Origin of the sequence: Psychrobacillus mangrovi (genome assembly GCF_037104765.1) — a bacterium.
Classification (GTDB): domain Bacteria; phylum Bacillota; class Bacilli; order Bacillales_A; family Planococcaceae; genus Psychrobacillus; species Psychrobacillus mangrovi.
In genome coordinates this window covers 90,017-112,735 of the sequence record NZ_JBAWSY010000010.1, presented here as the reverse complement: position 1 = coordinate 112,735, position 22,719 = coordinate 90,017, and the positions used below count along the sequence as shown (strand labels likewise).

Annotated in this window: 21 protein-coding genes; 4 read left to right on the top strand and 17 right to left on the bottom strand. The window is 35.2% G+C overall.

Annotated features, from left to right (window positions below; genetic code table 11):
• Nucleotides 1–351 precede the first annotated feature (351 nt).
• The 5 genes from metG to WAX74_RS13745 all read right to left on the bottom strand — a co-directional run bounded on the left by metG (nucleotide 352) and on the right by WAX74_RS13745 (nucleotide 6,441).
• A complete protein-coding gene (gene metG / locus WAX74_RS13765; RefSeq protein WP_336498239.1) occupies nucleotides 352–1,992 on the bottom strand; it encodes a methionine--tRNA ligase in 1,641 nt (546 codons plus the stop codon).
• A gap of 432 nt (nucleotides 1,993–2,424) precedes the next feature.
• Entirely contained in the window at nucleotides 2,425–3,081 is a 657-nt protein-coding gene (locus WAX74_RS13760) for a carboxymuconolactone decarboxylase family protein (RefSeq protein ID WP_336498238.1), read from the bottom strand.
• 24 nt (nucleotides 3,082–3,105) lie between these two features.
• Entirely contained in the window at nucleotides 3,106–4,500 is a 1,395-nt protein-coding gene (locus WAX74_RS13755) for an APC family permease (RefSeq protein ID WP_336498237.1), read from the bottom strand.
• Between the two features lie 64 nt (nucleotides 4,501–4,564).
• Nucleotides 4,565–5,743: a MalY/PatB family protein gene (locus tag WAX74_RS13750; RefSeq protein ID WP_336498236.1), complete on the bottom strand. Its 1,179-nt coding sequence runs from the start codon at nucleotides 5,741–5,743 to the stop codon at nucleotides 4,565–4,567.
• A gap of 14 nt (nucleotides 5,744–5,757) precedes the next feature.
• A complete protein-coding gene (locus tag WAX74_RS13745) occupies nucleotides 5,758–6,441 on the bottom strand; it encodes a helix-turn-helix transcriptional regulator (protein WP_336498235.1) in 684 nt (227 codons plus the stop codon).
• Nucleotides 6,442–6,705: 264 nt separating this feature from the next.
• On the opposite strand from WAX74_RS13745, the gene WAX74_RS13740 reads away from it, so the two are divergent.
• Nucleotides 6,706–7,245 carry a hypothetical protein gene (locus WAX74_RS13740; protein ID WP_336498234.1) on the top strand — a complete coding sequence of 180 codons (540 nt, stop codon included), beginning with the start codon at nucleotides 6,706–6,708 and terminating at the stop codon, nucleotides 7,243–7,245.
• 93 nt (nucleotides 7,246–7,338) lie between these two features.
• On the opposite strand, the gene WAX74_RS13735 is transcribed toward WAX74_RS13740, so the two are convergent.
• From WAX74_RS13735 to fabI, 3 genes are all read right to left on the bottom strand, one after another.
• Nucleotides 7,339–9,411 (bottom strand): catalase, encoded by a 2,073-nt coding sequence (locus WAX74_RS13735; RefSeq protein ID WP_336498233.1) that lies wholly within the window; start codon nucleotides 9,409–9,411, stop codon nucleotides 7,339–7,341.
• 331 nt (nucleotides 9,412–9,742) lie between these two features.
• Entirely contained in the window at nucleotides 9,743–9,946 is a 204-nt protein-coding gene (locus tag WAX74_RS13730) for a helix-hairpin-helix domain-containing protein (RefSeq protein WP_336498232.1), read from the bottom strand.
• A gap of 23 nt (nucleotides 9,947–9,969) precedes the next feature.
• The gene (gene fabI, locus WAX74_RS13725; RefSeq protein ID WP_336498231.1) at nucleotides 9,970–10,749 is read right to left on the bottom strand and encodes an enoyl-ACP reductase FabI; all 780 of its coding nucleotides are present in this window, start codon (nucleotides 10,747–10,749) and stop codon (nucleotides 9,970–9,972) included.
• Nucleotides 10,750–11,127: 378 nt separating this feature from the next.
• On the opposite strand from fabI, the gene WAX74_RS13720 reads away from it, so the two are divergent.
• Nucleotides 11,128–12,540, top strand: a complete 1,413-nt coding sequence (locus tag WAX74_RS13720) for a cryptochrome/photolyase family protein (RefSeq protein ID WP_336498260.1) — start codon at nucleotides 11,128–11,130, stop codon at nucleotides 12,538–12,540.
• A gap of 332 nt (nucleotides 12,541–12,872) precedes the next feature.
• On the opposite strand, the gene WAX74_RS13715 is transcribed toward WAX74_RS13720, so the two are convergent.
• Nucleotides 12,873–13,316, bottom strand: a complete 444-nt coding sequence (locus WAX74_RS13715; RefSeq protein WP_336498230.1) for an SgcJ/EcaC family oxidoreductase — start codon at nucleotides 13,314–13,316, stop codon at nucleotides 12,873–12,875.
• Nucleotides 13,317–13,433: 117 nt separating this feature from the next.
• Between WAX74_RS13715 and WAX74_RS13710 the strand changes: the two genes are divergently transcribed.
• Together WAX74_RS13710 and WAX74_RS13705 are read left to right on the top strand one after the other, a co-directional pair.
• A complete protein-coding gene (locus WAX74_RS13710) occupies nucleotides 13,434–13,805 on the top strand; it encodes a YkvA family protein (protein WP_336498229.1) in 372 nt (123 codons plus the stop codon).
• 97 nt (nucleotides 13,806–13,902) lie between these two features.
• Nucleotides 13,903–15,084, top strand: coding sequence for an aminotransferase class I/II-fold pyridoxal phosphate-dependent enzyme (locus WAX74_RS13705; RefSeq protein WP_336498228.1), 1,182 nt, complete (start codon nucleotides 13,903–13,905; stop codon nucleotides 15,082–15,084).
• 38 nt (nucleotides 15,085–15,122) lie between these two features.
• Here WAX74_RS13705 and WAX74_RS13700 read toward each other — a convergent pair whose 3' ends face one another.
• The 8 genes from WAX74_RS13700 to WAX74_RS13665 all read right to left on the bottom strand — a co-directional run bounded on the left by WAX74_RS13700 (nucleotide 15,123) and on the right by WAX74_RS13665 (nucleotide 22,701).
• The gene (locus WAX74_RS13700; RefSeq protein ID WP_336498227.1) at nucleotides 15,123–16,787 is read right to left on the bottom strand and encodes a diguanylate cyclase domain-containing protein; all 1,665 of its coding nucleotides are present in this window, start codon (nucleotides 16,785–16,787) and stop codon (nucleotides 15,123–15,125) included.
• A gap of 387 nt (nucleotides 16,788–17,174) precedes the next feature.
• The gene (locus tag WAX74_RS13695; RefSeq protein ID WP_336498226.1) at nucleotides 17,175–18,569 is read right to left on the bottom strand and encodes an MATE family efflux transporter; all 1,395 of its coding nucleotides are present in this window, start codon (nucleotides 18,567–18,569) and stop codon (nucleotides 17,175–17,177) included.
• Between the two features lie 193 nt (nucleotides 18,570–18,762).
• Nucleotides 18,763–19,122, bottom strand: a complete 360-nt coding sequence (locus WAX74_RS13690; RefSeq protein ID WP_336498225.1) for a hypothetical protein — start codon at nucleotides 19,120–19,122, stop codon at nucleotides 18,763–18,765.
• 123 nt (nucleotides 19,123–19,245) lie between these two features.
• Nucleotides 19,246–19,716 (bottom strand): glutathione peroxidase, encoded by a 471-nt coding sequence (locus WAX74_RS13685; RefSeq protein ID WP_336498224.1) that lies wholly within the window; start codon nucleotides 19,714–19,716, stop codon nucleotides 19,246–19,248.
• A 53-nt stretch (nucleotides 19,717–19,769) separates the two neighbouring features.
• Nucleotides 19,770–20,297 (bottom strand): GNAT family N-acetyltransferase, encoded by a 528-nt coding sequence (locus tag WAX74_RS13680; protein WP_336498223.1) that lies wholly within the window; start codon nucleotides 20,295–20,297, stop codon nucleotides 19,770–19,772.
• 2 nt (nucleotides 20,298–20,299) lie between these two features.
• Nucleotides 20,300–21,172 (bottom strand): DMT family transporter, encoded by an 873-nt coding sequence (locus WAX74_RS13675; RefSeq protein WP_336498259.1) that lies wholly within the window; start codon nucleotides 21,170–21,172, stop codon nucleotides 20,300–20,302.
• Nucleotides 21,173–21,199: 27 nt separating this feature from the next.
• Nucleotides 21,200–21,721 carry a tubby C-terminal domain-like protein gene (locus WAX74_RS13670; RefSeq protein WP_336498222.1) on the bottom strand — a complete coding sequence of 174 codons (522 nt, stop codon included), beginning with the start codon at nucleotides 21,719–21,721 and terminating at the stop codon, nucleotides 21,200–21,202.
• A 74-nt stretch (nucleotides 21,722–21,795) separates the two neighbouring features.
• A complete protein-coding gene (locus WAX74_RS13665) occupies nucleotides 21,796–22,701 on the bottom strand; it encodes an NAD-dependent epimerase/dehydratase family protein (protein WP_336498221.1) in 906 nt (301 codons plus the stop codon).
• Nucleotides 22,702–22,719: the final 18 nt, after the last annotated feature.

The following is a 22,719-nucleotide window of genomic DNA, read 5'->3' as shown; positions in this document are numbered from 1 at the left end:
GCTACGTATGAGCCTCCGCAGGATGAGTCGCTCCCACATCCTAGAAACAACCTATGATAAGAAAAAAGTTGAGTGAAAGAAGTAAACCTAAATCCTGTTTTCAGAGTTATTTATTAACAGTGCATATATTAGAATCTACTCTTTTCCTTATGAAAAGAATACACTGGCATTCGCGCCTTAACAGCCGCATGACGTGCCGTATGAGACAGCGAAATGCGCTAGCGCATACAGCGGCTCATGCGGACGTGCGGCCAGCGCGAATGCCTATAGTTGGTGATGTATCTGTTCAAGTCTATGCATATAATTGGCACTTAAAGATCAGATTCATATCTTAATTTATTTGATCTTTAGTTATTCAACTCTAACCTGACTATTTAAATTGTTTAATTCTTCATCAATTATCTTAATATCCAAACGTTCAAAGATTGGTCTTACAGATTTCAGTGTATAGCTTTCTTGTTGAATTACTTTCCACTTAAAGTCTTTAAGATTCAACATTTCTTTCACTTTTAAACTAGAAAAAGGCAAGAATGGAGCTAATATTTGTGTTAAATTAGCAATGATGAAAACACAAGAGAATAATGTGTTATCACAAGAATCTTTGTCTTCATTAAACTGCTTCCACGGCTGCTCCGTATCAAAATATTTATTCGCAGACCTTATATACTCAAAGATTACTTCTATTGCTTGTTTAAAATGTCCTGCTTCAATTAGATCCCCAACAATAACATACAAATTTTCCACATTTATTTGTATTTCTCTATTTATCATTCCCGCTGAAATAGATCCATCATAAGATTTTTCAATGAACTTTAATGTACGATTAATAAAGTTACCATATGCTCCTAGTAATTCTGAATTGTGACTATAGATAAATTCTCTCCATGAAAAATCCGTATCTCTATTTTCTGGTGCATTTGTTGTTAGAAAATATCTTATGGAATCAGGGTCATATTTTTCTAAAATATACGGAACCCATACTGCCCAGTTTTTACTTGTAGACAGCTTCTTTTTCTCCAATGTCAAATATTCGTTAGAGATGATATGTGTGGGTAAAGCATTATTATTAATTCCTAATAAGATGGATGGCCAAATGATTGTATGAAATGGAATATTATCTTTCCCGTGGATGTAATAGGATTTTGTATGTTCATTCCAAAATTCTTCGTCATTTTTTTTGTGAAGAAATGCCCATTCCTTGGAGGCAGAATAGTAACCCGATACTGCTTCAATCCATACGTAAACCTTCTTGTCTTCGTATCCTTCCACTGGAATACTAACCCCATTCGGCAAATCTCTTGATGCCGCTCGATCAATAAGGCCTTCCTGAAGATATCTTTCCGATAAATTCAATGCATTGTCTCTCCAATTGCTTTCGTTTTTAGCCTTTTTCACATACGCCTCTATTTCCTTTTGAAATTTACTCAGAGCAAAGTAAAAATGCTCAGTAGACTTCACGATTGGTTCATTTCCACATATTTTACACTTTGGATTAATAATATCTAAAGGATCTAATATCGTTGAACAATTATCACACTGATCTCCTCTTGAAGGATGAAAACAATTCGGGCATATTCCCTCCACATATCGATCCGGAAGAAACTGCTGATCATACTCACAATACATTTGATCAATCTCTTTCTTATAGACATAACCGTTCTCTACCAATTTTAAAAATATTTTTTGTACAATCTGATGGTGGAATTCTCCATCTGTCCGAGTGTATAAATCATAAGAAAAACCTAATTTTGCAAAACTTTCTTCAAACTCTTTATGATAGCGATCTGCGATTTCTTTTGTCGTCACCCCTTCCTGATTTGCTCTAATGGAAATAGGTGTTCCGTTGCAATCACTCCCTGATACGTAAAGAACCTGTTCTCCTTTTAACCGATAATACCGAGCTAATATATCGCCTGGTAATAATGCAGCGATATGACCTAAATGTAAGGATCCATTTGCATACGGCCAAGCTCCTCCAATGAAAATACTCATTATGACATCCCCTTTTTATGAAAAAATAAAAAACAAAAAACCCCGTCCTAAAAAGGACGAGGTTAAACTCGTGGTACCACCTAAATTTATAAACAACTCCCGTTGCTTACCTTAGCGAGTATCAAAAACTAATACTCCGGCCTTTATAACAAGTGCCGATTCTTGTCGTAGCTTACTAGTGATAATTACACCTCGGAGTATTTACAACAAGAGTTTTCCATCTGTTGCATCCGCCGTATTATACGTTCAGTACGAAGCTCAGAGACCATTTTTCAAATAAGTGTTTTTTGCTTTTTTTCAGCGAACAAAGCTCTCTTTTTAAAAAACAACATCATTTTACTTTTCTCTTCATAGCTTGTGGATATTCGTTTATCAGAATATAACAAAAACAACTGAATAAGTAAAGCTAATTAACACTCAAATTCACCTAAGTTAGCCTTCAAATGCATTTAAAGCATTTACACTATGTGCAAGTGCGGAACCTGCTTTTAAGGCTGTAGCTACGAAAATCGCTTCTGTAATTTCTTCTAATGAAACATCTAATTGTTTAGCTTTTTTAGTGTGTATTTCAATGCAATAAGCGCAACCAGTTACATGCGCAACTGCAATAGCTATTAATTCCTTATCTTTTCTACCAATTAATCCAGGTTTCATTGCTTCCATATCGAATTTATTGAATGCTTTAAATGAATCTGGATCTAATTCACTTAATTCTTTAAATCTCAACATATTAGATTTTTTATACATTTCATCATCTTTTGTTTCTGTAAAAGCATTCAGACCATTTAGACCATGTGCAAGTGCTGAACCAGCTTTTAGGGCAGTAGCAACCATAACAGCTTCTAAAATTTCTTCTTTAGAGGCTTCTAACTTTTTGGCAGCTGATACATGAGCCTCAATGCAATATGGGCAGCCTGTTACATGTGCAATTGCTACAGCAATTAATTCCTTCGTTTTCTTCGGAATAAGTCCGTCAGCCAATGCCACTTGATCGAATGCAATAAATGCTTTAAATGTGTCAGGTGCAAGCTTTCCTAATTCTAATATTCTTCTAGCATTTGATTTTAGATATAAACTATCGTTTGTCAATGTAAAACCTCCATTTAAAATTTTTTATAGTTTTTCTTCAACAGTAGCAGCAGTTTCTTCTCTCTTTACAGTGTTAGCATTATCTGAATCAACGTTAAAGCTTAACTTTTTATTCAAACCATACTTTTTACCGACAATGATCACATAAACGATTGCAACAACCATGTAAGCAATTGTTCCAATAATAATTTTAGAAGATAAGGAGGACATGAGTAAAAAACCTTGGAAAAGCAACAAAAATACAGCAATACAAACAGTAATATTTAAAGTTCTAGGAGATAATTTAAAAGGTGCTTTGTTATATTGTTCAGGATATTTTTTGGGTAATTGTGTTGCAGCGATAATAGGAATAACTCCAGCTATCAAGAAAACTCCCGTTCCTAATGCAGAAATAACTGTTAATGGCAATCCAGTAATGATTGGAATTACACCAATAACATAAATTATCGTCAGTAACCAATGTGGCGTCCCAAATCTATCATTCACTTTACCTAATGATTTTGGAAGCCATCCGTCTTCACAAGCAATCATAATTCCTTTTGTAACCCAAGACAGAGTTGCATTTAACGTAGTAGCAAGTGCAAACATTGCTCCACCAACAATAAAGAAAACGAAAAGTGATTCAGGTAAAATAGCTTTGGCAACATCCGTTAATGGCTGATTTGCAACATCTGCTATCGGTAATACGCCTACTGCAATTAACGCCATAAAAGCATATAAAACTCCGACTGCTATTGTCGTCACTATTATAGTAAGTGGTATATCTCTTCCTGGATTTTTCATTTCTCCACCAAGTTCTGCGACCACTGATGCTCCTCCTGTTGCAAATGAAAGCAACCCAACGGCCATAAAAAATCCAACAAATCCGGAGGGAAACATATCCTTTGAATTAAGAACAGCGTAATTAACTTCAGGCATTCCCCATGCTACAAATACGATTAATGCAAGAAGCAAGATAATAACCATTAATTTCTCTATTAATGCAGCAAATTTCACACCTACTAAATTAGCAATAAAAAATATTGTCAATAATGTAAATGCAACTAGTTTAAGTGGTGCATTTGGAACAAGTCCCTGTACATAGTCTGCGAATGATATAGCATACATAGCAATTGTTAATTGACCAAGTATAAATAATGATAGCCAAAAAAATCCAATTTTAGGAGACAACAATCGACTAGCGTACTTATAATTCCCCCCCGTTGTAGGTAGTGCAGATCCCATTACTGCTGTAGGGAGAACCATAAACAGTGTAAAAATAGATGAAACAATAAAAGCTAAAACAACTCCACTGCCGGTCATTCCAATTGCAATACCAGTTAGAGCCATAACACCTGCTCCAATAATTTGCCCTACCCCTATACTCATTACATCTCCTAGACCTAATACCTTTTTTAATTTTGCCTCTTGACTTGCCATTTTGCTCACCCCTTTTTTTATTTGAAAATTCAGTTTATTTTACTTAAAAAAATTTAAAGAACCATTAAAATTCCTTTGATATTCTTTCAAAAGCATCTTTAATAATCGAGCGTGGTGAAGGAATACAAATTCTTTGATAATATAACCCTTCCTCTCCAAACATAATTCCGTCTTCCAAAAGTACATTTGCTTTATTGTATATGCGTTCATGTACTTCTTCGGGTGAAAGACCATATGCACTAAAATCCATCCACAAAATATATGTCCCTTCAGGTATTCTCACTTTAACTTGAGGCATTTTTTCTGCTAAAAATTTTATTACCCATTCGATTGTTTCATCGATGTATTCTTTCAATTGTTCTAACCACTCTTCACCATCGTTGTATACAGCAATTAATGCTGCAATTGTGAACGGAGATGCTAATTGAAAACCCATTTCTTCACTAAATATTTTTCTAAGTTTCGGATTCGATATAATAATATTTGTACAATGGAGACCTGCCACATTAAATGTTTTGTTAATCGCAGTACATGTAATTATATGACCAGCATTATTAGTAACCTTTGAAATTGGGAAAAAAGTTTGATTTCGCCTAATTAAATCTCCATGAATTTCATCTGCAATGATTAACACATTATTATCTGCACAAATATCTGATAATCTTGTTAGCTCTTCTATATTAAAAACTCTTCCTACTGGATTGTGTGGATTACATAAAATAAATAATTTGGTACTTTCTTCTTTTGCTTTTTCTTCAAAATCAACAAAGTCTATAGAATAATATCCATTTTCGTCACATAAAAGCGTATTATTAATGACTTTTCGTCCATTTCCTTCAATTGCAGATGTAAAAGGAGGGTACACTGGACGTTGAATAATAACTCCATCACCTGAATTTGTAAATGCTTTTACAGCAATGTTTAAAGCATGAACGGTTCCAGGGCTATAAATAATTTCCTCCTTCTTAATCTCCCAGTCATGTCTATTTTTAAACCACGATTGGATTGCTTCATAGTACTCTTTCGGAAATATGGAATAACCAAATATTTTATGATTTACGGTTTTATGCAAAGCTTCGATTAAAGACTGAGGCACTGGTAAATCCATATCTGCAGTAAATAATGGCAGCGTCTCTTCATCATATCTATCAGTAAATCCTATCTCTTTAATCAATTCACCCCCATCCCATTTAAGGGAATAGGTCCCTTTTCTATTAACTATTTCATCAAAATTATATTTCAATAAAGATCAACCTTTCATATTTTATTTAAGTACCTATAAACGGTAGCTTCTGAAGTTTTAAGATGCAATGCAACTTCTGAAACAGCACCTTTTATCAAAAACACCCCTTTCTCATTTAATTGTTTCACTACATCCATTTTTTCATTTGCTGACATTCGATAAGGAGGAATATTTGTTTCTGCAATTGTTCTTAATATTATGGAAGAGGTTAACTCCTCAATTGACGTAGATAAATCTTCCATTGGGCCATCTTCATTAGTTGGCAAATTTTCATCTAAATATGTGCTATTTTGATTTTTTGTGCTTATTCCGCTTATTAAACTATCTAATAGATTCCTAGTTTCAACGATCTTGCTAACATCCATATTTAAGCAAAGCATGCCAATCACATTCCCGTATTCATCTTTAATAAAAAAGGTAGAAGATCGCAGAATTTTACCATCTTGTGTTTTCCCAGAATAATTAATTAAAAAATCTTTTTCCTCATAAGACTTGTCTTTTAAAATTTTCAATGCTAAATCGGTTAGTGAACCACCTACTTTGCGATTACTAATATGGTTATTTTTGATCGCTACTATAGAATGTTCAATCTTGCTGACATCATGAAGAACTACTTCACAATTGTTTCCCATCGCCATTCCAATAAAATCTACCATTTGAATAAAAGGCTGTAATTGAGATGGTATATTTGTATTCATTTGAAAACCATCTCCTTTATAGAAATTTCAGTAGTATCATTTCAATTTCAGTATTCCCAAGATTTTGCAAAACGCTTCTACTTTTGATTTTTCATTCACCTGCCCTATATAATAATTTATTATTGCGATAATTTATTATTATTAGAGAAATATTTATTTTATGCTTAAATTCTGATTGCTTTTTAAAATAAATAATGAAAGGATAAAAGGGAGTTAGGACGAGGTCAATTAAAAAAATAGTAATCCTTCGAAAGGGGTGTTAACTTGAATTTCATCGCATGGACAATTATTGCTTGTGAAGTTGGATTTTGGGTCGTTATTTTACTAGGGCTCATTACTAGATATATCTTAAAACGGGAACGACTCGGCCTTTTCTTTCTTGCTCTTACACCAGTAATTGATTTAATTCTTTTAGTCATTACAGCTACTGATTTATATAACGGGGCAACTGCAACGATGGCACATGCAATTGCGGCGATTTATCTGGGAACATCTATCGCCTTTGGTAAAAGTATGATTCATTGGGCAGATGAGAAGTTTCTGTATTATGTACAAAAACAAGGGACAAAACCAGTTCGTAAAACGGGGATGGAATACGCAAAACAATCGATGAAGGGTACTCTTCAACATCTACTCGCTTATATTATCGGAGGAGGACTACTCCTTGTTTTAATTTATTTAATCGATGATTCTTCAAGATCTGAGGCTTTGTCAGGTACATTAAAGGTTTGGAGCATTGTGCTTGGCATAGATTTCGTCATATCCATTTCATATTACATTTGGCCTCGTGCGGCTAAACGCTAAGCATTACGCTACCCCTCTACATTTTTCTATCATTTTTTTTATAATATAATAGAAAAGGCAAGTCCAAACTGTATGGACTTGCCTTTAAATAATTTAGACCGCTCGATCCCAGAAACGATGGTTTGCTATTAAATTTATAAAACTATCAACAAAACTATTTCCAGTTTCTTTCGTGAGTACACCTAGTTGTCCTGTTAGTCGAAGTTCATCAATCAATTGTTCCCCACCAAATGAAGCACCAATTGGTTTGTAATGCTCATATGCTTCTTTTATAAAGTAGGAAGCTTCTTTGTTATACATTGAGGTCTTCCCTTGTGAACTTACCACATAAACTGCATCAAACAAAACAGAATCAGCAGTTAGGAAAGTATGGTCTACAGGTAATAAGGATCCATCTTCTCCCGTAACTGCTCCTCCATGATCACTTACAACTTCGGGCTGTGTTCCATTTGCTTTTAAAGCATCTAAAACCGCTGCAAGGTCAGCATCAAATCCCTCTCCTACTAACACTGCAATTTTACGTGTGTCAGGCTTCATCTTAGTATTCAGCTGACTTAGAGCTGGAGATGATTTACTATTCGACGTAAGATTATTTCCTTGGACAACTAGGCCCAGGTTTTCGCCTACTTTAGTCGCTAAGTCTAGATCAATGTTTGCCAACATCTCTAATACTTGTTGACGTACTGATATTTCTAAACATTTTCCGAGTTCAAAGCTAAATGCATTAATAATATGAATTTTTTCAGGATTACTCATACTATTCCAAAACAGAGTAGCCTGAGAGAAATGATCTTTAAAGCTTTCACTACGAGCACGAACTTTGCGGGCATCGATTTTTTCCTGATAGTGTGCATATCCACCCTCCGCCTCACTCACAGGTGTTGGGGTATTTCCTGCTAATGAGTTCTTATGATAGCTCACTCTACCCACATTAATCGTTTGTCTTCCATACCCATCTCGTTGATTATTATGGAATGGGCATACCGGACGGTTAATCGGCAGCTCATGGAAGTTAGGACCTCCAAGTCTTATTAATTGTGTATCCGTGTATGAGAACAATCTTCCCTGTAGAAGTGGATCGTTCGTAAAGTCGATCCCAGGAACTACACTACCGGGATGGAATGCAACTTGTTCTGTCTCGGCAAATACATTATCTACGTTACGATTCAAAGTCATTTTTCCAACAATTTTTACAGGCACTTCTTCCTCTGGCCATAACTTTGTCGGGTCCAGAATATCAAAATCAAATTTAAACTCATCTTCTTCAGCTATTAACTGTACGCCAAATTCGAACTCCGGATAGTTTCCATTTTCAATTGATTCATATAAATCTCGACGATGGAAGTCAGGGTCTTTCCCGTTTATCTTTTGTGCTTCGTCCCATACGACTGAATGTACACCTAGTACTGGCTTCCAATGAAATTTTACAAAATGGGACTTTCCTTCCTCATTTACAAATCTGAATGTATTTACTCCAAACCCTTCCATCATACGGAAACTGCGTGGTATGGCTCTATCTGACATCGCCCACATTACCATATGGGCAGCCTCTTGATTGTTCGCGATAAAGTCCCAAAAGGTGTCATGGGCAGTTGCTGCTTGGGGGATTTCGTTATGCGGTTCTGGTTTTAAAGCATGTATTAAATCTGGGAACTTAATAGCATCTTGGATAAAAAATACGGGAATATTATTTCCTACTAAATCGTAGTTTCCCTCTTCTGTATAAAATTTAGTAGCAAAACCACGTGCATCTCGAGCAAGCTCACCCGACCCACGAGAACCAGCTACTGTCGAAAACCTTACAAAAACCGGTGTTTTTTCACCAGGGGTTTGCAAGAATTTCGCTTTTGTATAAGGTTGCAAGGATTCATATAGCTCAAATACTCCATGTGCTGCATAGCCACGAGCGTGAACAATTCGCTCGGGAATTCGCTCATGGTCAAAATGTGTCATTTTTTCACGAAAATGAAAATCCTCTAAGAGAGTAGGACCTCGTTCGCCGGCTTTTAAAGAAAATTCATCCTCCGAAACTTTTAATCCTTGATTTGTCGTTAGAGCTTTCTCTCTATCATCTACACGATACTGTTCTAACTGTTCATCTTTACTATTTTCGTTAACCTTTTTATTCAAACTTATTCCTCCTCCATTCAATTCATCACATATCATACAATTACCCTTTGAAATGATGAAAAAACATTATTTTTTAAAATTGAACAAAAAATTCACAAAATAAATTCCTATGTCATGTTTGACGTTGACTTCATTCTTTTAACGTAGTAAACTCACTTCAACAACTTCATATTACTTATCATGAGAAGCAGAGGGACTGTCATTGAAAGAAGATAAAAACAAAAACTTATAGATTAATAAGGAGAATCTCCAAACTGCTCCATTCCGAATAACGCGACGGACGAGGGCGCTTAATTTATTCCGAAATAGTATAGACCCCTAAATAAAAAGAGAGCAGGATGAAGTCACGGTGACTTCATCCTGCTCTCTATTTTTTGGAAGCAAAAGACAATCCTATTTCTGAAAGTGCTTCTTGGAGCTTTTGGAAAGCATTTTGACCAATTCCGTGCAACTCCATAATCTCTACTTCGGAGTACTTCGATAATTGTTCTAAGGTTTCAATATTTGCTCCTGCTAGCGCTCGTTGTGCAGGCTTTGCTAATATTTTTTGAAAATCGCTTTGATCCGTCATATGCTCTCTCCTCTTTTTTGAGGTTAACCCATAATATTGTATCCAGAATCGACGTAAACAACTTCTCCCGTTACACCTCTTGATAGATTACTTAGAAGAGCAACCGTCATATCCCCTACTTCTTCTTGTGTTACATTACGTTTTAAAGGAGCTGTTTCTTCTATTTTATGCAAAATTGTATTAAAAGAAGAAATGCCTTTTGCCGCTAGTGTCCGAACTGCCCCAGCAGAAACTGCATTCACACGAATATTATTTTTCCCTAAATCTAATGCTAAATACTTAACAGAAGCCTCTAATGATGCTTTAGCGATTCCCATTACGTTATATCCTTCTAACACTCGCTCTGCTCCTAAATAAGTCATCGTCACAATAGAGCCACCTTCTATCATGAAAGGTGCTGCTTCTCTTGCTGCCGCAATAAGTGAGTATGCACTTGTATCTTGAGCAAATGCATAACCATCTCTAGAAGTGTTTATAAAATCACCTTTTAAATCTTCCCCATTGGCAAACGCAACAGAGTGAACTACTCCGTGGATTACTCCTACTTCATTTCCAATTTGTTCGAAAGCAGCTTTCATACTATCATCGCTATTAACATCACAAGCGACAACAAGTTTTGCTTCTAAATTATTATCTACTAATAACTTTTCAATCTTTCCTAGAGAACGCTCTTTACGGTAAGTAAAAATAACGTTTGCTCCGACTTCATAAAGCGACTTTGCTACTCCCCATGCAAGACTACGCTCGTTTGCAACACCCATAACAACAATATTCTTATCTTTTAATTGAATTAAATCTCTCATATATACCTCCAAATTATTATACGAATATACTATACCTATTATTAGTACCAGTTACTAATTTTATCTTACCATACTCCATCATTTTCTACTATCCTCTCAATAATTTTCATTTAAATTTGCAAATGGATGATTAGCGTCAATTAATAGACGCACGGAAAATGGAGTTTTTCTAAACTAAGTTATTTTGCAGTTTATTATCCGATTATTTAGCTTTATTATCCGATTCTTGCAGTTAATCATCCGATTATTTAACTTTATAATCCGATAATTGTAGTTAATCATCCGATTGATAGCTTTTTCAATTATCTATTGATGTATAAAATGATCTATGGTGTATTAAAATTAGAAGAAAAAAAGCAAGCGAAAGAGTGAAGTCTTCTGAATACGAAAAAGATAATCGTTTGGTTTAGAAAAGATCTTCGGGTACATGATAACCCTGCCTTATGGGAAGCCTCGCAGCAAGGGACAGTAATCCCTGTCTTCATTTGGTCAAAGGAAGAAGAAAAAGAATACCAAGCGAGTGATTCCTCTTTATGGTGGCTTCATCATTCGCTACTTTCATTTCAACAACGAATTCCACTTATCATAAGGGTTGGCAATTCTTTAGAAGTACTGCAAGATTTAATACATGAGACTCAGGCAGATGCCGTCTTTTTCAATGAACGCTATGAGCCATCTATCGTGAATAGAGATAGGAAGATTATTACGCAGTTAAAGGCTCAGTATATAGAGGCTCGTACCTACAATGCAAATCTACTTTATAATCCGGCAGAGATGTTCAATCATAATCAAGAGGTGTATAAGGTATTTACGACTTTTTGGAAGAAAAGCATGAATGTAATTGCACATCACCCAGTCCCTACTCCCTATAAGTTTGAAATTTATAAGAATCCAATAACTTCTGTAAAAGTCGAGGAACTTCACTTACTTTCTTCTAAATATAGGTCTGATAAATTAGAGCAATATTGGAAACCAGGTGAACAGAATGCATTGGAGATATGGGAGCAGTTTCTTAGCAACAATTTATATAAATATGAAAGAAAAAGAGACTTTCCAGCTTCCAGGGCTACATCTACTCTGTCTCCCTACTTAGCATCTGGTAATATTAGTGTCCGTTCAATTTTTTATGCGGCCAGGAAAGATGATTCTCCCATACTTCAATCATTCATCCGACAATTAGTATGGAGAGAATTTTCTTATCACCAGCTTATTCAGTTTCCTACATTTCCAATGAAACCACTTCGATCGAATTTTGAACACTTTCCTTGGCAAAAAGATGAGGTGGCCGTGGATTGTTGGAAAAAAGGTTTAACTGGATATCCACTTGTAGATGCAGGAATGCGAGAACTTTGGGAAACAGGATATATGCATAATCGCGTCCGTATGGTGGCCTCCTCTTTTCTTGTAAAACATTTGCTGATTGATTGGAGAATTGGATATGAATGGTTTCAACAAACACTTGTAGATTTTGATGTGGCAAATAACGCAATGGGCTGGCAATGGGTTACAGGCTCTGGAATTGATTCGGCTCCCTACTTTCGAATATTCAATCCAATTATTCAAAGCGAAAAGTTTGACTCTAATGGCGATTACATAAGAAAGTGGGTTCCGGAACTAGCTAAACTTCCCGCTCCATACATTCATCGTCCATGGGATGCTCCTTCCGATATTTTAAAAGGCATTGATATTCAGCTTGGTTCTACTTATCCACTGCCTATCGTTGACCATTCAAGTGCAAGATTACGCGCATTGCGTGCATATGATGTGATAAAAGGTATAAAAAAAACATGAGATCAAAACTCATGTTGAAGCCGTAGACAAAAGGAAGTTTGCTAATTGGTCCCGTTCTATATTTTTAGTCATCAATTTCTATGAACTCAAGATTATTCTTCCTAAGTAAATAGAAAATAATAAGGAAGCATTTTATTGGTTTGGAGAAGCGTCCGCTCGACTCCTGCGGGAAAAGCGAGACAGACGAGACCCTGCAGGAGCGTAGCGACGAAGCGGCTCGGCGCTCGCCCGCGGAAAGCGAGCGGTAAGCTTCGGAAAACCTGGTCTATCTTATATAAAAATAAATACGAGTTTGTCTACAGTCTGAACATGAGATCAAAACTCATGTTTTTTTATGTATTCAAAATTTCCTCTAATTCTTTTGTCATCTGGTCAACTAGCTCGGGTCTTCCGTGAAAAAGGGCAGGAGTATTTTGGAACAATCTTATCTGCCACTTTCCTGCTTTAAACTCCACAACTAACGTGTGATGCGTATTTACTGCGGGGTTAATCTTTGATTTTCCCGGAGGAATCATTCCAGCAATCGAACGCAATAACGCTGTGTCATCATTTAGGAAAGAAACCTCTTTCACTTTTGTAACAAATTTGGCAGTGCGATGACTCTCAAAAACTGGCAGTAAATGCGCAAACATGTTTTCACGCCCAACCTCTAAACTCCCATCATAACCAATCATGACACCATCTAATGAAAATAAATCTGACATTTCTCTTGCATCCGCTATATTCCATGCATCAATAAGCCTTTTGTATAGTGCTTCAATATCTGTTATCTCCATTCTTTCTTTCTCCTTTCGATTACCATTTATTTTAAACTAATTATAACGATTCGTTCATTTTCATCCTAACATTAAGAGCGTATACTTATGTATAAAATGAATTTAGGTGATAGACATATGTTTTCTAGAATAAAAGCGTATGCCAAGAAAATTAAACAAGATATTTTCGTACTAGTGGAGGCATATAAACATCCCGAATTACCTTTTTACATAAAGCTTTTGTCACTTGTTATTGTTGCTTATGCATTCAGCCCGATTGATTTGATACCTGATTTCATTCCAGTACTTGGATATCTGGATGATCTAATTTTAATTCCCTTCGCCATTTCTATTGTTTTAAAATTAATACCGAACAATATTTTAATTGAGTGTCGATTATTAGCAGCAAAATCGAATAGGATGAAGAAAAATAATTGGTTTGCGGGAATTGTTATTATCTTGCTTTGGATTGCCTGTATTTACTGGATATATCTTCTATTCACAAAATAGCCAAAACATCAGATATATTGTATGCATTATTTTTCACAATATTGATTTAATTTGTGATAGAATAAGTTTTAAATTTGCTAGCGAGGAGTGCTTTTAATTGATTATCGAACCATCTAAAAAAATGTCTATTTTTGAACCTGCTATTTTCGGAGACTTAAAAGCAGCCGCCGCGCTTAAAAAAGCTGCAGGTTTTGAACTATATGATTTGAGCTTAGGTAGTCCTGACCTGCCACCAGATGAAAAAGCAAGAAAAGTATTATCAGAACAAAGTTATTCAGCCACTTCATATGGTTATATGCTAAATGGAACACAACGTTTTTATGAAGCAGTTGCTGATTATTATAAACGACGTACGAACGTTTTACTTGATCCTCAGACAGAAATAGTACAAACAATGGGATCTCAAGAAGGGCTTGTTCACCTTCCTATCGCATTTTGTAACGAAGGAGATTATGTGTTAACAACCAATCCTGGGTATGTTGCATACGATGCGGGGATTAAATTGGCTGGAGCAGTTCCATACTATATGAATCTATTAGAAGAAAATAATTTTTTACCTAATTTAGATGCAATTCCTGAAGAAGTAGCTTATAAAGCGAAACTGATGATTTTAAATTTACCAGGAAATCCTGTTCCAGCTATGCCAGATCCAGCTTTTTTTGAAAAGGCCGTTGCGTTTGCAAAGAAATATAATGTTATTATTTTACATGATGCTGCTTATTCTGAATTTTATTTCTCTGGCGATTCTCCAAGCAGTTTTTTAGCGACACCTGGCGCAATGGAAGTCGGTATGGAAATTAACTCACTGTCCAAAAGCTTCAGTCTTGCAGGTACGCGAGTTGCGTATATTGTAGGAAATGCAGAAATGATTACGATTATGAAACAATTAAAATCAAATTTAGATTTTGGTATCTTCGAACCTATCCAGGAAGCTGGAATTACTGCATTAAATAATGCAGAAGAAATAACAGATCGTTTGCGGACAGTTTTTGCCGAGCGACATAAAGTTTTATCTGAAGGATTAAAAGACATCGGTTGGACAGTAACACCTTCCAGCGGGGGAATGTTCGTATGGGCAAAATATCCATACGAAATGGATGATAAAGAGTTTGCATTCGAAGCAATAAATCAAACAGGTGTAGTCATGGTTCCAGGCACAGTATTTGGATCTGAGGGGGCTGGATACGTTCGTGTTGCACTAGTACAAGATGTCGAAGTGTTGAAAAAAGCAGTAGACCAATTGAAGAAGTTAAAAATTCAAGTCCCATTTGCTATTTAATAAAAATTTATTAAAAAACGTTTCTAAGTTAACTGTACTTAGAAACGTTTTACTCTATATAAGTTTTTTCCCGCTCTTTTAGCTTCGTACATGGCAAAATCAGCATTTTTTAACATAACGCTTTCAGATATATCTTCCTGCTTAGATAATGCGATACCCATACTTGTCGTAATCGTTAGTTCAGCATGTTCCACATGCCATGGGGTTTCCATTGCTCGCTGTATTTTATTGGCGACTTCAATAGCCTCCTCCTCATTGTCCACAAATGGAAGCATGACGATAAATTCGTCGCCTCCTAGTCGAGCGGCTATATCATGGGTATCAATAGCTTCAGCTAATCTTTTACTAAATTCCTGAATAACCAAATCACCAATTTCATGACCCCATTCATCGTTTATGCATTTGAAATCGTCTATATCAAGAAAAATAATAGTAATTCCTGACTGTTTCTCTTCAAGAAGTTCCGAAAGCCGATCACTTAGAAATCGTCGATTTGGTAAACCAGTCAACGAGTCATGATAGGCAAAATATTCAAGATTTTTTTCATACTCTTTTTGCAAGGTCATATCTCTAGCAGTCATAACCATAAACTGAAACTGTTGTTCATCACCATAAACTGGGGATCCTTTAATTTCGATCCAAATCCAACCTTTCTCTTGATGCAACGCCCTTAGCTGAACTTGAAATGGTTTTGCATGGTGAATAGAGTGGTCAAATCTGTTATCTAATAAATTTACGTCATCTCGATGAATATTAAAAAATGGAACATGCTTACTATTCTTCTCGTAATCAAATCCGAATACCTCTTTGCTGGATGGAGAAACATATAAGTACTCTTTGTTGTGATTCATCATTATTATGACGTCATGAACATTTTCAGTGATAATTCGAAAAATCTGTTCACTCTCATCATATTTTGATACTAGTTTGTCCAATTCTCTCATATCTTTTACAATCACATAAATACCACTAATTATATTATGAAGATGAATAGGAATGAAATTAACTAAGCAACCAATACTTTCACCAGTTTTATCTATAAGGTTTAGACGATAATCTTTCAAATCTCCGTTAATCGATTGCGTAAAATATTTATTTGCCCTTTCCCGATCTTTTAAGTCAACAAATTCTATACAGTTTCTACCGATTAATTCACCTATACAATACTTACTTAATTTTTCTGTTGTTTTGTTACCACCTAATATATGTCCATGCAGGTCCATTGTAAAAATGGCATCTGAGTTTTTATAAAATAAGGAGCGGTACTGGGATTCGGCTTTTACAAGACGGTTTCTATTTACATCTCTGTCTGTTTCGGCTATTTTTTCTTTCGTAATATCCTGTGTAATAGAAGTTATATGAGTAAACGATCCACCTTCATCAAATAAAGGTGTTAGTGTAGACTTCCCATTTCTAACCTCGCCATTTATATTTGTAAAGTTAGATTCAAATGTGACAGGCTCCCCAGTTTTTAAAACCTTTGCATATTGTTGTTCTAATAGGATTGCCTTTTCTAGATCGTGTACTTCCCGAAATGTCCGACCTATGACTTGTGGGTCTAGTTGAATGGTATCCATTACTGCTTTATTAATGAAAGCATAATAGAAGTTAGCATCTTCTCCTACCCTCATAACAAATACCATTTCTTGTATCCCTTCCATCAAAACTTTTACGAAAGGAAGTTGCATTGATTCCTTGACCAAACTTATTCACCTCCAATTCAAGATATCTTATAATCTAATTAAAACATATGATTGTTTAGATATCCTCCTATTTTTTACTAATAATTAATGTATTTTTTATAAAAGCTCTAGTTGCGCTATTTAATTGAAATAACTCTTTTCATTCCGAATCTTACCTCTCGCTTTCCGCAGGAGTCGAGCGGGCGCTTCTCCAGACCAATAAAATGATACCTTGTTATTTTCTATATAATTAGGAAGAATAATCTAAAGTATATAAAAAATGATGACTAAAATCAAAATAATGAACTAGCAAACTTCCTTTTGTCTTCAATCTGATAGAGTAGTGACTAGAGCCATGACCAATTAATGCCTAGAAAACTATTTGAAACAATAGAAAAAACGAAGCATTTACAATGCTTCGCCTTCACTTAATATAGTTTCTTTCTCTTTAGGATGAATAAGTGCAAACTTTTCCCATTTTCTACTCTTCCATCTAAAATACATAATAATTGCACGTGTCCATTCATCTGCCGCGATTGCCAACCAAACACCTGGAAGCCCCATGTCTAATACAAAAACTAAAAAGTAACCAAGTGGTAGACTCATCATAACCATGGATAACGCACCCATGACGACCGGAAAAGTTGCATCCCCGGCGGCACGTAAAGAATTAATAATGACAATATTCATAGTCCGGCCGGTTTCAAGTAATAAACTTAGCACTAACACGGATGCTCCAATTTTAATGATTTGCTCATTATCTGTAAACAGGCTCATAAATGGAACTCTGAATATCATAACAATCGTAACCATCACTAGGGTGAAAAGAAGCGCCAATTTCACACTGAACCATACAGATTTATATGCTTCGTCTTTTTCATTTGCCCCAACGAATCTACCTATTATAATTGCAGTTCCCATTCCAATGGCAATCGCAAATAGATAAGTGAACATAGAAATATTGACTGCATATTGTCTTGCAGCTAATGCTTCTGCTCCTAAGTATGTCACATAATATAAAAATACAATTTGACAGCCTTGGTACAAAATTTGTTCAAATGCAGATGGTAGACCAATTTTTAATATTTTTCGAATATATTCTTTTGAGATTGTAAAGTAATAATTCACTTGAACACGATATTCCATTACTCGATATAACAACCAGAAGAATACTAACAGTGCTATCAACCGACTGACAACAGAAGAAATTGCAGCTCCTTGTACGCCAAGTTCTGGAAAACCAAACTTTCCAAAAATAAGCACGTAGTTTCCGAGCACATGAATAATATTCATTCCTAATGAAACAAACATCGTTTGCTTTGTATATCCATGTACGCGAATAATCGCCGCCAATGCATTAATGACAGCTTGTAGAAAAATTGCTCCACCTACAATAGATAGGTACTGATGTGCATGAACTAACACATCTCCTGTTAAATTCATGGCAACCATCATGCTTTTGGAGAACAACACAAATCCAATACTGAGAACTATCCCTACTCCTAGGTTTAACGTTACTGCTAAACCAGAAATTTTTGATGCCTCCATATATCGTTTAGATCCTAAATATTGTGAAACTACTATAGCAGCCCCATTCCCAACTACTTCAAGTATTAAAATAGCGATATGAATATATTGATTTGCTGCTCCAACTCCTGAGACAGCGTCATCAGAAAGAGCACTAAGCATAAATGTATCTGCAATCCCCATTAACATAAACAAAAAAACTTCTAAAAAAATAGGCCAAGTTAAGTGAAATAAACTTAACTTTTCCCCTAAATTATTCTTCTTGCTAAAAGCCACATATATTCCTTCTTTTCTTATTGATTTTCAATAAGAAGAATCTTACCACAGAAAAGATAATACTACTATAGCCCAACCGCTCTTTCTGCAATCATTGGTACTACTGAATTAATCCTATCTGTTCAAATAAACAAGCCGAAGAAAAATGAACAATAAAAAATGATCATCCTTTTTAAGGACGACCATTTTAAGTTTAATTCTCAATACCTACATGTTTGTAAATGTATTCTTTCAGTGTTGGTGACGACAATTCGATTTCGTTTATTAAAAGACTATCCTTTACATAGGATAATTTATTTCTCTCCGTAGCATAAGACTGAATATGTAAAATGCTATCAATATGAAGTATTCCTTCATTTGTAATCCCTAAATTTTCATTGTTGTTACTCATCCATCCTTCATCAAGAAGTTTTTCTATTGTTTTATCAAAGCCTGGCAGGCGGTCTTGGGCAGTGTAATTTAATTGTTGTAATGCTTCTTCTTTATTTTCCACTATAAAGTTATAAACATAATAAGCCAATAAAATTTGATCATATGATGTAAGTTTCCCCATTTTTTCTCCTCCTCAATTACCCTTTACATCCCTATTCCTTTTTTCTGTGGGACTTAAACATTGTGGTTCTCACCAAAAAATGACTTGAATCTTTATAAAGATTCAAGTCATCCAGTATTATTTCTATAAAACGTTCAGAATATCTTTTTCAAATGATTCAGGGCTGTCTGTTGGCGAATATCTTTCCACTAATTTCCCCTCTTTATCCACAAGAAATTTAGTGAAGTTCCATTTGATATTGCTTGATAGAAATCCCCTACTGTTAGCTGTTAAGTGTTTAAATAAAGGGTGGGCGTCCTTTCCGTTTACCTTCACAATCTCATGCATAGGAAATGTGACGCCGTAGCTCATCCGACAAGCATTTGCTGCTTCCTCTGAATTGCTAACCTCTTGATGAAATTGATTGGATGGGAAACCAATCACTATTAGCCCTTGGTCTTTGTATTTATTGTGCAGCATTTCTAATCCCTCGAATTGATTGCTAAGTCCGCATTTTGTTGCAGTATTAACAATTAACAGCGGTTTTCCTTTATATTCATTTAAATCGTATTCCACACCTTCTGGTGTTTTTACTTTAATATCATAAATACTCAACTCTATCACTCCTGGAATTTTTTATTCTACCTGTGCCAAAAAAGATTTTAAACTTAAGACTTATACTCCACCAACCAACAATCTCTGTATTCCCCTTCATGTAATTCACGTTTAGGCAATAATCTCACCTTCTTAAATCCACACTTTTCATAACAATGAATCGCTCTTTTATTCCATGTTTGCGGATCCATTACAATGATTTCAGCTTGTTTATGTTCCACTATATAGGAAACCATAGCTTGTACTAATTTTTGGCCAATGCCTTTATTCCAATACTTGTTTTCTCCTATAAATTGATCCATTCCATAGATATTCTCTTGTGTATACCCGTACTCTTCCTTTGTTTCATCATCTAATTTATAAAATTGAATATACCCTACTGCTTCACCATCCCATTCAACCATACAACGTACTTCCTCTTCAGGATGAAAAAATACTTCTATAACCTTATCCACGTTAAATGGATTGTCCCTTCCTTCATAAAATTCAAGAACAACTGGATTAGAAAGCCATTCTGCTAATTTACATCTATCTTTAAAGTCTAATTCACGAACGACTAGTTGACCATTTTGAAACAGCATAATCATCCTCCTATAGACGTATTTGGTTTAATGATTGTATAAATAATACCACCGAAAATAAGGAAAATTCCAAATGTTTGTAACAGAGCAGGACGGAAATCTAAAATAATAGTATCTAGTAATATTGCTACTACTGGATCAACAAAAACTAATGCCGATATGATGACAGTCGATAACTTTCGTAAACTATCAAAAAATAAATAGTAGACAAAACCAGTATGTATCAAGCCTGTCCCTAATATGTAGAACCAATTAGTCTCAGTTAAACCTTGGAACACTTCAAAGTTCATAAAAGGGAAAAGCATAAGAATGCCAATCGTTGTCTGTACAAACGTCATAGCATATGCACTCATATGGCTAATCCCCTTGCCAAGTAGCATGGTCATTGCATAGCATAGAGCCGATAAAAATGCCCATACAAAACCTGAATCCAAAAATTCTGACCATGAAGAAAAATCTTTAATACCAATAATAAATATACTTCCCAGAAAACAGACAATAATGGCCAATAAAGACGTGATGCTTATCTTTTCTTTTAGAAACAAACTACCTATTAGCAAGACAAATATCGGTGCAAGATTATAAATAGAGATGGCAATCGTAATGGACATTTCTTCAAAGGCTTTAAATAAAAATACCCAGTTTAAGACTAAAAAGATACCACATACGATTGTTTGCAAAACTTCTCTCTTTTGCCAATCCTCCACTTTGTATTGACCAGATAAGAGCCAACACAACCCTAAAAAAAGCGTGGCACAAATACAGCGAACAAAAACCAATTCCGCTGCAGGTATGCCTGTCTTTCCTGTAAAAAAACCGATAGAACCAAAAATGGCCATGGATAAAGTCATTTTAAACATTGCAGTTCCATTCATTCGATTCAACCTTTCCTTCCAGATATTTTACCCTCCAATAAACAATGCACATTGACTAATAGCAATAAAGAAAGCAACGTTTTGTATTGGAGAGTCCTCTTCTATTTCCAAAAAAATTGTAAATTGATCCCCTATCTCTGCCCTCCATCGAGCAATTTCTTTTTCGTTATGTGTAAAACGAGACCAGTTCTCCATTTCTTTGTGAAGCTGAATATGTATGTGACCATCTGTAATCGTAAGATCTGGTATCAATTCTTTCCATTTATCGTAAGCTACTATAAATTTATTTTCTTGCAAATGGTCTATCGCTTCATAATAAACTCTACCTTTTTTTGAAATCTTTTTGCATGTAAAAACTAGTGTTTCCTCAACATCAAAGACGTTATAATATAAAAAATAACGATAGTCCATTGCCTTATCTAACAATTTTTTTAGTCTATTTGAATAATACCGTTGAAACGAATGGGTAATTTCCCCAGTATCATTGTATACAGCGATTACCGTTGTTGTATCAATTGCATTGGGGTGTTTATATGTATATTTTTGCATATTTGATTCTCCTTTCAAATGCCTCTCCATTTCTTTAACCTTATCATACTTAAAACCTCCTTTAGAACCAAATTCTAAAGGAGGTTTTGACGTTGATAATTTAATATATCTTCTAAGGATTTTTCAAATGGAATTAAGGGTTTCCACCCTGCGTCTAACAATTCTTTATTTGTGGTAACAAGAATCTTTTCTTGTGTATTATTTATAGCGTGTACTCTCATTTCTATTTTTGATAAATTTTGTAGAGTATCTGTAACTTCTTTTAAACTCCTTGATTTACCGGAAGATATATCATAAATTGCACCGGATTTTCCTATTTGAAAAATCTTTTCATAAGCACTAACAGCATCTCTTACGTCCAGGAAGTCTCTATGTGCAAGCAGATTATTTACTGTAAGTACTTTTTCTGAATCATATACTTCCAATTCCGCTACTTTTTTTGCCAGTATAGAACATACTCCTTTAGATTCTCCTGGCCCTATTAAGTTTGAAGGCTTAGCAATAACAATATCCATTCCATATAGCGATTCCCATGCCTGAGCGATTAATGTTTGAATTGTTTTAGTTAAGCTATAGGGGTGTAGAAGAAAGGAGGTCATACTTAAATCTACTTGAAACGCTGATCCAACAACTATTATTTTACAGTGATAATTTTCTTTGCGTATTGCATCTACCAAATATGCTGTGGACATGCCATTTGCTTCTAAAGAAACAATTGGATCATTCCATGATTCTAGAACATTGTTTTGCCCTGCTAGATGCAGTACTTGGTCTGGTTTAGTACGACTTATTAGCCTGTTTACTTGGTGTTTGTCGGTTAAATCACATAGTTCCATTTGAATTCTTTCATCCGTTATCCGTGCAGGGGAGGTTCTGAAAACAGCAATTACATCATAGCCCGCCTTCTTAAAATAGTGGCAAGCATGCACTCCTGTAAATCCGTTTGCACCAGTAATCATTATTTTCGGCTTTTTTGTCATTTTGCCACCCACTCCTCT

Excerpts from the sequence above, each read along its gene's own strand:
- metG (WP_336498239.1), bottom strand. The coding sequence starts at position 1,992 with ATGAGTATTTTCATTGGAGGAGCTTGGCCGTATGCAAATGGATCCTTA.
- WAX74_RS13755 (WP_336498237.1), bottom strand. The coding sequence starts at position 4,500 with ATGGCAAGTCAAGAGGCAAAATTAAAAAAGGTATTAGGTCTAGGAGAT.
- WAX74_RS13745 (WP_336498235.1), bottom strand. The coding sequence starts at position 6,441 with ATGAATACAAATATACCATCTCAATTACAGCCTTTTATTCAAATGGTA.
- WAX74_RS13735 (WP_336498233.1), bottom strand. The coding sequence starts at position 9,411 with ATGATATGTGATGAATTGAATGGAGGAGGAATAAGTTTGAATAAAAAG.
- WAX74_RS13730 (WP_336498232.1), bottom strand. The coding sequence starts at position 9,946 with ATGACGGATCAAAGCGATTTTCAAAAAATATTAGCAAAGCCTGCACAA.
- fabI (WP_336498231.1), bottom strand. The coding sequence starts at position 10,749 with ATGAGAGATTTAATTCAATTAAAAGATAAGAATATTGTTGTTATGGGT.
- WAX74_RS13715 (WP_336498230.1), bottom strand. The coding sequence starts at position 13,316 with ATGGAGATAACAGATATTGAAGCACTATACAAAAGGCTTATTGATGCA.
- WAX74_RS13710 (WP_336498229.1), top strand. The coding sequence starts at position 13,434 with ATGTTTTCTAGAATAAAAGCGTATGCCAAGAAAATTAAACAAGATATT.
- WAX74_RS13690 (WP_336498225.1), bottom strand. The coding sequence starts at position 19,122 with ATGGGGAAACTTACATCATATGATCAAATTTTATTGGCTTATTATGTT.
- WAX74_RS13680 (WP_336498223.1), bottom strand. The coding sequence starts at position 20,297 with ATGCTGTTTCAAAATGGTCAACTAGTCGTTCGTGAATTAGACTTTAAA.
- WAX74_RS13675 (WP_336498259.1), bottom strand. The coding sequence starts at position 21,172 with ATGAATGGAACTGCAATGTTTAAAATGACTTTATCCATGGCCATTTTT.
- WAX74_RS13670 (WP_336498222.1), bottom strand. The coding sequence starts at position 21,721 with ATGCAAAAATATACATATAAACACCCCAATGCAATTGATACAACAACG.
- WAX74_RS13665 (WP_336498221.1), bottom strand. The coding sequence starts at position 22,701 with ATGACAAAAAAGCCGAAAATAATGATTACTGGTGCAAACGGATTTACA.